Consider the following 11,769-nt stretch of genomic DNA (forward strand, 5'->3'; position numbering starts at 1 on the left):
AAAAAAGGCCATCCCGGTACAGGAATGGCCTTTGCAATATAGGAATGCTTTTATACGAACATGGTAACCGGGTTCTCCAGGTAGCCTTTCAGCGTTACCAGGAAGCGGGAACCCACAGCGCCGTCTACCGTACGGTGGTCGCAGCTCATGGTCACTTTCATGACGCTGGTGGCTTTGAACTGCCCGTTTTCCACGATCACTGTTTCCTTGATGGCGCCTACCGCGAGGATGGCGGAATCGGGCGGGTTGATGATGGCGGTGAACTGTTCGATGCCCATCATACCCAGGTTGGATACGGTGAAGGTATTGCCGGTGTAGTCCTGCGGCTGTAATTTTTTGTTCTTCGCTTTATCGTTCAGCACTTTGGTTTCGGCAGCGATCTGGGAGAAACTCTTCTGGTCTGCAAAGCGGATCACGGGAACGATCAGCCCTTCGTCTACCGCAACGGCGGAGCCGATGTGGATATGCTGGTGATGGCGGATAGTGTCGCCCAACCAGCTGCTGTTCACGTCAGGGTGCTGGCGCAGCGCCATGGCGCAGGCTTTGATCACCATGTCGTTGAAGGAAACCTTGGCGGGGGATACTTTATTGATGGCTTCGCGGGCTTCGATAGCCTTGTCCATGTTGATCTCCATGGTAAGGTAGAAGTGCGGTGCGGAGAATTTGCTTTCACCGAGACGGCGTGCGATCGCTTTGCGCATCTGCGATACGGGGGTATCGGTATGGCCTTCCTGGCCTGCGGGCGCAAATGCGGCCACTTTCGGGGCAGGAGCGCCGGCAGCGGCTGCGGGAGCTGCGGCAGGAGCGGCTTTGGAAGGCACGAAGCTGTCCACATCTTTTTTCACGATACGGCCGCCGTCGCCTGAGCCGGGAACCTGGCTGATATCGATGCCTTTTTCTTCGGCCAGCTTTTTAGCGAGGGGAGAGGCTTTCACCCTTCCGTCGCCGGAGCCGGATGCGGCGGGAGCTGCTTCCGCTGCGGGAGCGGATGCGGCAGGAGTGGCTGAAGTACCGGCTGTTGCGGCAGCCTGGGGAGCTGCGGCGCCGCCGGATTGTTCGGCAGCGAGTATGGCTTCTACATTAGTGCCTTTTTTACCTACAATGGCGATGATGCCGTTCACTTTGGCCACCTGGCCTTCGGGAACGCCAACATGCAGCAGGGTGCCGTCCGCATAACCGATCACTTCCATGGTCGCCTTGTCGGTTTCCACTTCGGCCAGCACATCGTCCGATTTAACGGTATCGCCTACTTTTTTATTCCAGGCTACGATCTTTCCTTCGGTCATGGTGTCGCTGAGCAGCGGCATCCGGATCACGCTCACGTCTTTCAGGGCTGCGTCCAGCGCGCCTTTGTCCACCGCGGGGGCAGCTGCTGCTGCGGGAGCGGCTTCGGCTTTCGGGGGGGGAGCGGCTGCATCTGCTTTGGGAGCGGCGGCAGTAGCGCCTCCGTTACCTTCCAGCAGGGGTTTGTAATCTTCGCCGGGTTTACCCACAATGGCAATGATCTCATTTACCTTGGCGGCCTTTCCTTTCTCCACTCCAATATATAACAACGTACCGTCCGCATATCCCATTACCTCCATGGTGGCCTTGTCGGTCTCCACTTCGGCAATAATATCGTCGGACTTTACGGTATCGCCTACCTTCTTATGCCATTCCGCAATCACCCCTTCTGTCATCGTATCGCTTAAAAGGGGCATTCTGATAACTTCTGCCATAGTGTTTCTTCGAAATTTTGCCCAAACCTACATGTTTTTGCGCAAAAACGCAACGCATGCGGCGGACAGGTGTTTAAAAAATAACCGTTCCCCGGGCCGGGTAACGGTTTAGAAATCAAGTTCCATGTTCAATCTGTCCTTCAATTCTTTCACCAGGGGGTATTTCTCCACCATACGCGCGAATTGTTCCCGGCTGGACAATGGCGCCGGGCCTGTATCTGCCTTTTCCTGCTGGCTCTCGTCCAGCTGGAGGGTAAGAATGAGGGCGTTGTTGCGGAATTTCTGCTTGAAGAACTCGGATATTTCCAGCTTTTCTTCTTCCATGAACCGGTATTGCACAATATTGCGGCTCACAATGCAGATCTCTTCGGGCCCCAGCATGGCGGTTTGGGCCAGCTGGAGGTTGCTCACCACGGTCATTTTGTTGGCCTGCCTGAACCGGTCGATAAACTCGTCCCAGTACACGGCAATGGCGCCGGCGGTAAGGGGCACGGAGGTGGTCGTTACGGTGGAAACCTGCTGCTGTTTGGCGGCAAGGGCCTCTTTCATGGCTGCCAGGCCGGTGAGCTTGGGCTTCGCGGCCCCGTTCCCTGCTGCGGGCGCAGGCTGCGAAGGCTGCGGCGCGGCGTATGCCGGTTGCTGAACAGGTACTCCCGCCGGCTTTTCCTGTGGCGGCGGCGTGTAAGCCGGTGCGGCTTTTTCAGGCGTCGCAGTATGGGCCGCGGGGGCAGCTGCGCCTTTTTCCACTTCTATGGTGAGCCTGGGCTCCTGTGATGTAATTGTTTTACTGGTAGCGGGTTTGCCGTAGATCGGCTGGGGCAGCGGGGCCCTCAGGCGCTGGGGGGCTCCTTCAGGAATCAGGTTTTTTTTTACCACTTCGCCCGTCTGGTCGTTGCTCACCAGGGTTACCGCCTGCTGGAGGTAACACAGCCTGATCAGCGCCATTTCCACATGCAACCTTTTGTTGCGGGCCATCCTGTAGCCGATCTCGGTCTCGTTCAGCAAATGCAGCGCCGTAACCAGGTAAGCGGAGCTCACCCGGCCGCTCATTTGTTTGTAGCGGTCTTTCAGGTTGGCGCTCACTTCCATGAGGTGCAGCACTTTATCGTCTTTGCAAACGAGGAGGTTGCGGAGGAATTCCGCCCATCCGCCCAGGAAGTTGTCGCCCTCGAAACCTTTCTGCAGCACTTCGTCGAAGATCAGCAGCGCGCCGGCGATATCCTGCGCCAGTACTGATTCCATGACCCTGAAGAAATAATCGTAATCGAGGATATTGAGGTGCTCCAGGGTGTTCTGGTAGGTAAGTTTTCCGCCGGTAAAACTCACGATCTTGTCCAGCGTGCTGAGGGAATCCCTCATGCAGCCGTCTGTTTTCTGGGCTATCAGGTGAAGGGCGTCGCCTTCGGCGGTCATATGTTCTTTGGTAACGATCTCCTGGAGATGGTCCACCGTATCCTGTATGGTAATGCGCTTGAAATCGAAGATCTGGCAGCGGCTGAGGATGGTGGGGAGGATCTTGTGCTTTTCCGTGGTGGCGAGGATGAAGATCGCGTAGGATGGCGGTTCTTCCAGCGTTTTCAGGAAAGCGTTGAAGGCCGATGAGCTGAGCATGTGCACCTCATCGATGATGTATATCTTGTATTTACCGGCCTGGGGGGCGAAGCGCACCTGGTCCACCAGCGTCCGGATATCGTCTACCGAGTTATTGGAAGCCGCGTCCAGCTCGTGGATGTTGAAGGAGCTGCCCTCGTTGAAGGTGCGGCAGGAATTGCACTCGTTGCAGGCTTCGCCATCGGCCTGGAGGTTCTCGCAGTTGATGGTTTTGGCCAGGATGCGCGCACAGGTAGTTTTACCCACGCCGCGCGGCCCGCAAAACAGGAAGGCATGCGCCAGCTGGTTGTTGCGGATGGCATTTTTGAGTGTTGTGGTGATATGGGCTTGCCCTACTACCGTGGAGAAGTTCTGCGGACGGTATTTACGGGCGGATACTATAAAATTTTCCATGATGGGACTCGCTCCTTTCCAAAAGCCGAAAGTAACGCAAAAATCAAAAAGTAAAAAGCGAAAAAGCTCAAATAGGCCACCATGGCTGTTTTTGCTATTTCAGGATGGGGTGGCGCTTAAATTCCTTCGTGCGGTCGAACAGGTAACGGAAAGTGATCAGCCGCCGGCTCGGGTAAGCGCCCAGGTTCTGGCCGATATTCATCATTTTCGGGTTAAAGTCCCCGATCCACTGCATTTCATAGTCGTCGTACAGGTTCTGCGCCTGGATCACCTTGGTGCCGCCTTCCACGATAATATACGAATCCACTCCCCTCGCCTGGAACTCCGGTACCACGCCAAACGCGATGCCGGTGAACTTGCGGCAGGCGCCGGTCATTTTCAGCCAGAGGAACTGCAGCTTCTGCAACAGGCCGAATTTGCCGTGCATATGCTTGAAGTACTGGTTCAGCTCGGGCAGGTTGATCCAGATCGCGATCGGGTCTTCCTTGTAATAGGCGAACCAGACGATCTTTTCATCCAGCACCGGTTTCATTTTTTTGAACAGCAGCATGACCTGCTCTTTGGATATCTCCTTGCTGCCGCCATGCTGGGCCCAGGCTTTGTTGTACACGGTGGTGAAATCCTGCGCGAACTTTTCGAGCTGGTTCTTTTTGATGTGGCGCGCGGAAAAGTTGGGGTCTTTGGCCACCGCGGCATGCCGTTCGTAGAACTTGTCCTGTATCTTGTTCTTCACGTCCAGCGCGAAGCATACCTGGTTGAAAAACGTTTCGAAACCGTAATTCCTGAAGAGCGCTTCGTAATAAGGCGGGTTGTAGTTCATACCGTACGGCGGGTTCACGAATCCTTCCACCTGCAAGCCCCACCAGCGGTCGCGGTCGCCGAAATTGATCGGGCCGTCCATCGCTCCCATGCCTCTTTCCAGCAGCCATTGTTTGGCGGTATCGAATAAGAGGTTGGCCGCTGCCTGGTCGTTGATGCAGTCAAAAAAGCCGATGCCGCCCGTGGGCTGCTCGTCGCCGATGGTCTTGTATTTTTTATTCACGAAAGCGGCGATGCGGCCAATAAGTTTGCCTGCTTCATCTTTCATCACCCACCGCACGCATTCGCCAAAACGGAACGCTTTGTTCCTTTCCGGGTTGAATACATCTTCTATATCCTTGTCCAGCGGCTGTATCCAGCCTTCATGGACTTTATTCAGCTCTACATGTACGTCCAGGAATTCCCGGGCTGTTCTGGCATCGTTTACAACAAATAATTTCATCAGGGACATTTGGGCAAAAATAAAAGTAATTGCGAGACCGTTATCAGGGAAATGCAAATTGTTGGATTTGAGTGCAAACGGAGCGTCTATCCCTTTAAATCAATGTTTATAATGAAAATCCCGGAACTGATCACAATTAACGTTTCCTTTAGTATTCAGCCTATATTTTTATGGAATAGTTGAACCCGTGCATCTGGATAAGAAACCATGTAGAGCCGTGAGCCATTGCGTTATGACCGATCAGTAGCTATTTCACCCTTGTATATACCACACACTATTCACCTATGTTTAAGAAAAAATGGTGGCTCATTGCCGCGTTACTCCTCGTTTGTACGATCATTGCCTATTTTGTTTTCGGTAAAAAGGCAACCGGGCCAGGCGCTCTGGCTAAAGTGAAGAAAGAGCACTTTCGCGACGTAGTGGTCAGCCCCGGGGAACTGATGGCCGAAAATACCGTGTACATCCAGGCTCCGCCCCTCCAGACGCACCAGATCTATGAAGAGATCAAGATACAGGATATGGTGACGGAAGGTATCACCGTAAAGGAAGGGGATTACATTGCCACGCTGGACCCCGCCGTGGTGAACAAAAAGATCGGAGACGTGCAGCTGGAGCTGGACCGTTCCATCACCACCCTTTCCCAAACAGCGCTTGACACCACGCTGCAAATGCGCGAATCGCGTGACAATATCACCAATCTCCGTTTCCAGATGGAACAGAAGAAGCTCGCGCTGGAACTGAGCAAGTTCGAGCCGCCGGCCACCATCCGCCAGGCTGAGCTGGACCTCGAGAAGGCGGACCGCGACCTGACGCAGCTGGGTGAAAAATATAAGATACAGCAAAGGCAGGCCTCCGCCAAAATGGAACAGGCCGGCCGCGAAGTAAAACGGAAGCAGGAACAGCTTGCCGCGCTGGAAGATCTCCGCAGCAAATTCCGCATCACCGCGCCTAAAAAAGGCCTGTTGGTATATATCCCCGACTATTCCACCGGGGGTAAAAAGAAAGCCGGCTCCGCCATCCGCTCCTGGGACCCGCGCATCTGCATGCTGCCCGACCTCAGCAGCATGCTGTCCAAAACCTATATCAACGAAGTGGACATCAGCAAGATCAAAAAAGAACAAAAAGTATCCATGGGGCTGGACGCCTTCCCTGAAGTGAAGCTCAGCGGCATCGTCACCTCCGTGGCCAACATCGGCGAAAACCGCCCCGGTTCCAACGCCAAGGTGTTCGAGGTGCTCATCAAGCTGGAGAAAGTGGATTCCATCCTCAAACCCGGCATGACCACTTCCAACAACATCCTGATCAACCAGATCCCCGATAAGCTCACCATCCCGCTGGAATCCGTGTTCAGCGAAAAATCGAAAAGCTTCGTTTACCTCCGCAGGGGCAATGGCATAGAAAAACGCGAAGTGAAGCTGGGCAAGAGCAACGACGAAGTCGTGATCGTCGAAAAAGGCCTGGAGGCCGGCGATGAAGTGTATATGTCCGAGCCCGAATCCGCCAAGAACCACAGCCTTGTTGTTTTAAAATAACCTCATAAATCAAACCGTATGCGAAAATTATGGGGTGCCCGTAACATGAACAATCTCGGCATCGCGCTGGATTCGCTTGTGGCAAACAGGCTGCGTTCCTTCCTGACCGCGCTGGGTATCATCTTCGGCGTGGGCGCCGTGATAGCCATGCTGGCCATCGGCAAAGGCGCCAAAGAAGAGATCATGAACCAGATGAAGCTGGTGGGCGTGAACAACATCGTGATCAAACCTGTAACGGAGGATAAAAAAGAGGAAGACGAAAAAGAAGCGAAAGAAGCCGCCGGCCAGGAAAAAGAAAAACAGAAATTCTCCAAAGGGCTCAGCCTCGAAGATGCGCACAGCATCCGGCGGATGGTGCCCACGGTAGACGCTATCAGTCCCGAGATGATCCTGGACCAGGATATGATCTACAACGGCAAGAGCAAAAAACTCAAAATGGTAGGCGTGGAGCCGGCCTTCTTCGAATTGAACAATATCGGCCTCTCCGAAGGCAAGATGTTTAACCCGGAGCAGCTGCGCGGCGGCGAAGGCGTTTGCATCATCGGCGCGGGCGTGAAAAGGAAATTCTTTTTGTCTGAAGACCCGATCGGCAAAACCATCAAATGCGGCCAGCAATGGCTGAAGGTGGTGGGCGTAACGGATGAAAAGCTCATCAGCAGCGCCACCAAGGAAAACCTCGGCATCAGGGATTACAACATGGACCTGTATGTGCCCATTCAAACCACCCTCACCCGCTACCGCAATCCCGCCATCCGCATCCAGGAGCAGCAGGGCTGGTTCGACGAAGGCGAGCGCGTGAGCGTTCCGGATGTGCCCGTGCACCAGCTGGACCAGCTGATCGTGAAAGTATCGCAGCCGGAGCAGCTCACCGAATCTGCCGGCATCATCAGCCGGATGCTCAAGCGCCGGCATTCGGACGTGATGGACTTTGAAGTATCCATTCCCGAGCAGTTGCTCCAGCAACAGCAGAAAACAAAAGACGTGTTCAACATCGTACTCAGCGCCATCGCGGGCATTTCGCTGCTGGTGGGCGGTATCGGCATTATGAACATTATGCTGGCGAGCGTGCTGGAGCGCACCAAGGAGATCGGCATACGCATGGCGCTGGGCGCGCAGAAGCGCGACATCGTGATGCAGTTCCTTTTCGAAGCCGTGCTCATCAGCCTCGGCGGCGGTATTATCGGCATCATTCTCGGTGTGGCCGGCGCATATACGGTAGACAAAGTGGCGGATATCAAAACCATCATTTCCGCGCTTTCCATCCTGATATCCTTTGTGCTAGCCTCTTCCGTAGGCCTCATCTTCGGCATTTCCCCCGCCCGTAAAGCGGCAAACCAGAACCCAATTGAATGTTTACGCCATGCTTAAAATCAGATTCATAATAACCTGCCTGCTGGGCGGCATTACCTTTTGCCAGGCACAGCAGAGCCTTGTATTGCAGGATGTGGTGGCCCTTGCCCAGCGCAATTCCCCCAGCTATTACCGCGCGCAAAGCCGCGCGCTGAACTCGCTCTATGCCTACCGGTATTTTAAGGCAGGACAATTGCCGCAGCTGGTGCTCGGTATCGACAACAACAGCTCCCCCTTCGGAGAAACCGTGGAAGTGCTCCAGCCGGACGGTAAAGTGGAATACGTGCGCCGCTCCACGTCCAACACCGCCATCAACCTCGGCCTTCGCCAGAATGTGCCCTGGACGGGCGGTACGTTCTCCGTGCAGTCTAACCTGAACCGCTTCGACGAGTTTTCTTCCACGAATACGACCAATTACCTCGCCACGCCCTTTTCCATCAACTATAACCAGCCCAGCGTTGTGTACAACCCGTTCTACTGGGAACGCAAGCTGTCGCCTATCATTTACGACGAAAGCAAGCGCCAGTATATCGAAGACCTGGAAACCGCCGCGCTCGACGGGGCGTCTATGTTCTTCGAAGCCCTGGCCGCCCAGACGCAGGAAAAGATCTACCAGCTGAACGTGGCCAACCAGGATACACTGTTTAAAATTTCCAAAGGCCGCTTCGACCTTGGCAAGATCGCGGAGAACGAGCTGCTGCAGATAGAGCTGAGCCTGCTGAACGCGCGTAATACGCTCGAACAGGCCACCCTGCAAAAAGAAATGGCTTACCAGGAACTCAAACGTTTCCTGAACATGCCCAAAGACGCGGCCATCCAGCTCACGCCACCGGAAACCGTGCCGCTGTTCAGCGTGCCGCTGGATAAAGCCGTGGCTGAAGCGGCCAACAACCGCCAGTCTGTGCTGGAATTCAGGCGCAGGAGGCTGGAGGCCAGCCAGGATGTAGCCGAAGCCCGCGCGTACAGCGGTTATGAGTTTAACCTGCGGGCGCAGCTGGGGCAGTCCAACAACGGGCAGACGCTGGGCAAGGTATATTCCGGCGGCGAAATACAGCAGAACTTCTCCGTGGGCATCGGCATCCCGCTGATGGACTGGGGCAGGGCCCGCTACAGGGTGCGCCAGGCCAAGGCCAACCGCGACCTCATCGAGATAGACGTGCAGCAGGCGGAGCGGCAGTTTGAGCAGGAAGTATACCTGCAAACGCAGCAGTTCAACATCCAGAAGAACCTGCTGGCAAGCGCCTCCAAGGCAGACACCATTGCCCGCCTGCGCTACGAGATCACAAAGGCCAGGTACATGATCGGCAAGATCAGCATTACAGACCTCAACCTGGCACAGAGCGAGAAAGACCAGGCTTCCCAGGGGTACGTATTTGCCCTGCGGAACTTCTGGAGAGCCTATTACACCGTGCGCAAGCTGACGTTGTATGACTTTGAGCGGAATGAAAAAATACGCTACGAATTCAGGGAGAAATAAGATTTGCTGAGTATGGAGCCGGGTTTCGCAGGAAATCCGGCATTATTTTTTCTATAACAGCCGTATGAGTCAAAGATGGATCGTACCGGTTGTTATGCTTTTCCTGATCGTGCTGCTGGCCGTGAGGTCCTGCCGGGATCAGCGGCGGGCGAAGGAATTGCTGAGTGTGAACGAGCAGTTGCTGCGTGAGAACCGCGACCTGAAGAACAGCCTGACCCTGAGCAACCGCACGGCGGAACAGATCGCCGGCCGCAAGGATATGCAGGCACAGGCGCAGGTCACGTTCGTGGACCGCAGGGAATATTTCCGCAAGAACTGGAAACAGTACATTTCACTGAATACGGGCGATTATAAAACCGGCTTCCTGGGCGGTATCAAAAACCTGCAAATTACTTTGCGCAACCAGACGGAATACCCGCTGGACAATGCGGTGGTGATGGTGGAATACCTGCGCGGGAATGGCGATGTGTTCAAGAGTGAGCCTTACACCATTCACAATATTGCGGCGAAAGGCGCGCAAACGGTCCAGGCCTCCAACAGCAGGAAAGGCACGAAAGTCAATATCCGCCTGATGAGCGTAACCAGCCAGGCGATGAACTTCTGCTGGAGCCACGACAAAAGGGCCGCGCCCGGCGATCCTGATCCTTATGCATGCGTACCGGCGCCGAAGCCGCTTCCTCAATAACGTATTCTCCGGAAACACCTGCTGTAAATGCATTAAAAGGCGTCATTGCGCGTTAAAAGACGTCATTGCGCATTGAAAGACGTCATTGCGAGGAGCAGCGAGGGGTTTGTGCAGGGGCGCGACGAAGCAATCTCCTTCCAGGTATTGGAGTATTTCAATTCAGTGCGGGAGATTGCTTCGTCGCCCCACCCGCTTTGGCGCTGCTGCTTCTCGCAATGACGGGGGCTGTAAAACAAATACCGGGCGATCGCAGTGAAAAGCCCGGTATGGTCGTATATAAAAGCATTAGTCAGGTCTATCCTCTCTTCGTTTTCAGGTCCACCCTCCCCAGCTCTGATCCATCGTCTTTCAGCATCACGAGGTTCAGGTCCTTTTCGGTGGCCTTTACTTTGATGAGTGTGCGGTTGCCGTCTTTCGGGCCGCCGCCTATCACGATCGGGTAGGCGTGCTGCCCTGCAACCGGCTGGTGGATGCCGGGGCGGTGGGTATGCCCGGCTATGAACAGGTCTATTTTCGCTTGCTCGAAGATAGGCGCGAAAAGTTTGCGGCATTCCGTAGGGCCATGCCAGTCGCCGGAATAATAGTGCGGGATGTGCATCATCACCACGCGGAACTTCGCCTTTTTAAAGGCCGGGGACTGGACGATCCGTTTCAGGTCTTCCGCCTGCTGGCGGCGGTATTCGTCGAAATTCACGATGCCTGCGTACACGGGATGTTCATCTTCCTTGTCTTCCCCGGTATCCAGCACGGTGAAATGCACCGGGCCCCATTGTTTGGAAAAAACGTACGGCCCGTCGAAGTAATTGCCGAGCTCGCGGCGGAATTTGCCACGGGTTTCGTGGTTGCCGCGGGTGAAAACAAAAGGCTTTTCCGATGCAAAGGTTTTGCCGAGCGGAGCGAGCAGGTGATCGATGATCTGCTGCTCATCTTCCTGGTAATCAAACATATCGCCGTTCAGGAACACAAAGTCGTATGGATCTTTGTTCATCGCCATCAGATGAGGGAAGCTGTCTGCCCCGCGGTCGTGTATATCGTTGAAAACCAGCCAGCTTACATCTTTCGGGTTTTTGCCCGGGGTGGTGAAGCTGAAGGTGTCTGAGCTGATTGTTTCGCCGTAGGTGAGCTTGTAGGGCCTGAATTCCACGATCTCTTTAGACAGCACTTTGTAATGATAGGTGGTGCCGGGCTTCAGGTTACCCAGGCGCACACGGTGCAGCCTGTCGTACGAATCCACGATGCCGGCCTGCACGTTATGCGCGGTTTGGCCCAGGGCGCTGGTTTCGCCATATTCCACCCAGCTGTAGGTGGGCCTGTTGCTCATCCACATCACGGTCATGGCTGTTGGCTCAGGATTCTGAAGGTAAGGAGGGCAGAGGAAAGCGTGCTCGCCCGCCAATACGGTTGAAATAGGTGCGGTTTCTGCTGTGGCGGCCGCTGCGCGGGCTGCGGGCGTAAGGCCGATGGCGCCCAGGATGCCTGCTTTGGTGATGTTGCCGAGGAAGTCCCGGCGGTCTAATGAGGGCTTATCTTTTTCCATATAAAGAGTGATTGAACGATAAAAATAGCAGGCGGCCGCGGTAAATCATATCTTATTGATAAAACTTAATATATTTGTAACCCTGGCGCGGGAAACCTGACGAAAATCACCCCAAATCAAATTCCCGGAATTTTGGGTTTTCAGGCTTCAATGATTACCTTTGCGCGAAATTTTGCATCAGCACATTTACTTGCATTCTATAAAC

9 protein-coding genes are annotated in these 11,769 nt (G+C 54.6%); 5 read left to right on the plus strand and 4 right to left on the minus strand.

Annotated elements, in window-relative coordinates; translation table 11 throughout:
* Nucleotides 1-50 precede the first annotated feature (50 nt).
* From ACTJIK_RS06385 to ACTJIK_RS06395, 3 genes are all read right to left on the minus strand, one after another.
* Nucleotides 51-1,718 (minus strand): pyruvate dehydrogenase complex dihydrolipoamide acetyltransferase, encoded by a 1,668-nt coding sequence (locus ACTJIK_RS06385; RefSeq protein WP_440645522.1) that lies wholly within the window; start codon nt 1,716-1,718, stop codon nt 51-53.
* Between the two features lie 108 nt (nt 1,719-1,826).
* Nucleotides 1,827-3,722, minus strand: coding sequence for a DNA polymerase III subunit gamma/tau (locus ACTJIK_RS06390; protein ID WP_440645523.1), 1,896 nt, complete (start codon nt 3,720-3,722; stop codon nt 1,827-1,829).
* A gap of 94 nt (nt 3,723-3,816) precedes the next feature.
* Nucleotides 3,817-4,983: a hypothetical protein gene (locus tag ACTJIK_RS06395; RefSeq protein ID WP_440645524.1), complete on the minus strand. Its 1,167-nt coding sequence runs from the start codon at nt 4,981-4,983 to the stop codon at nt 3,817-3,819.
* A 284-nt stretch (nt 4,984-5,267) separates the two neighbouring features.
* Here ACTJIK_RS06395 and ACTJIK_RS06400 point away from each other — a divergent pair, with 284 nt between their 5' ends.
* The 5 genes from ACTJIK_RS06400 (at nt 5,268) to ACTJIK_RS06420 (ending at nt 10,246) form a co-directional block, all read left to right on the plus strand.
* Nucleotides 5,268-6,515 (plus strand): efflux RND transporter periplasmic adaptor subunit, encoded by a 1,248-nt coding sequence (locus ACTJIK_RS06400; RefSeq protein ID WP_440645525.1) that lies wholly within the window; start codon nt 5,268-5,270, stop codon nt 6,513-6,515.
* A gap of 18 nt (nt 6,516-6,533) precedes the next feature.
* Nucleotides 6,534-7,883, plus strand: a complete 1,350-nt coding sequence (locus ACTJIK_RS06405; protein ID WP_440645526.1) for an ABC transporter permease — start codon at nt 6,534-6,536, stop codon at nt 7,881-7,883.
* A complete protein-coding gene (locus ACTJIK_RS06410; RefSeq protein ID WP_440645527.1) occupies nt 7,876-9,342 on the plus strand; it encodes a TolC family protein in 1,467 nt (488 codons plus the stop codon). The genes ACTJIK_RS06405 and ACTJIK_RS06410 overlap by 8 nt, the downstream gene beginning before the upstream one ends.
* 64 nt (nt 9,343-9,406) lie before the next feature.
* Nucleotides 9,407-10,027: a hypothetical protein gene (locus tag ACTJIK_RS06415; RefSeq protein ID WP_440645528.1), complete on the plus strand. Its 621-nt coding sequence runs from the start codon at nt 9,407-9,409 to the stop codon at nt 10,025-10,027.
* Nucleotides 10,028-10,072: 45 nt separating this feature from the next.
* Nucleotides 10,073-10,246, plus strand: coding sequence for a hypothetical protein (locus tag ACTJIK_RS06420; protein WP_440645529.1), 174 nt, complete (start codon nt 10,073-10,075; stop codon nt 10,244-10,246).
* A gap of 76 nt (nt 10,247-10,322) precedes the next feature.
* Here ACTJIK_RS06420 and ACTJIK_RS06425 read toward each other — a convergent pair whose 3' ends face one another.
* Nucleotides 10,323-11,564, minus strand: a complete 1,242-nt coding sequence (locus ACTJIK_RS06425) for a metallophosphoesterase (RefSeq protein ID WP_440645530.1) — start codon at nt 11,562-11,564, stop codon at nt 10,323-10,325.
* Nucleotides 11,565-11,769 lie beyond the last annotated feature (205 nt).

The sequence above is a fragment of the Chitinophaga sp. 22620 genome (assembly GCF_052044405.1).
Lineage (GTDB): Bacteria > Bacteroidota > Bacteroidia > Chitinophagales > Chitinophagaceae > Chitinophaga.

Coding starts and splice junctions, on each gene's coding strand:
- ACTJIK_RS06385 (WP_440645522.1), bottom strand. CDS start 1,718: ATGGCAGAAGTTATCAGAATGCCCCTTTTAAGCGATACGATGACAGAA.
- ACTJIK_RS06390 (WP_440645523.1), bottom strand. CDS start 3,722: ATGGAAAATTTTATAGTATCCGCCCGTAAATACCGTCCGCAGAACTTC.
- ACTJIK_RS06395 (WP_440645524.1), bottom strand. CDS start 4,983: ATGAAATTATTTGTTGTAAACGATGCCAGAACAGCCCGGGAATTCCTG.
- ACTJIK_RS06400 (WP_440645525.1), top strand. CDS start 5,268: ATGTTTAAGAAAAAATGGTGGCTCATTGCCGCGTTACTCCTCGTTTGT.
- ACTJIK_RS06405 (WP_440645526.1), top strand. CDS start 6,534: ATGCGAAAATTATGGGGTGCCCGTAACATGAACAATCTCGGCATCGCG.
- ACTJIK_RS06410 (WP_440645527.1), top strand. CDS start 7,876: ATGCTTAAAATCAGATTCATAATAACCTGCCTGCTGGGCGGCATTACC.
- ACTJIK_RS06415 (WP_440645528.1), top strand. CDS start 9,407: ATGAGTCAAAGATGGATCGTACCGGTTGTTATGCTTTTCCTGATCGTG.
- ACTJIK_RS06425 (WP_440645530.1), bottom strand. CDS start 11,564: ATGGAAAAAGATAAGCCCTCATTAGACCGCCGGGACTTCCTCGGCAAC.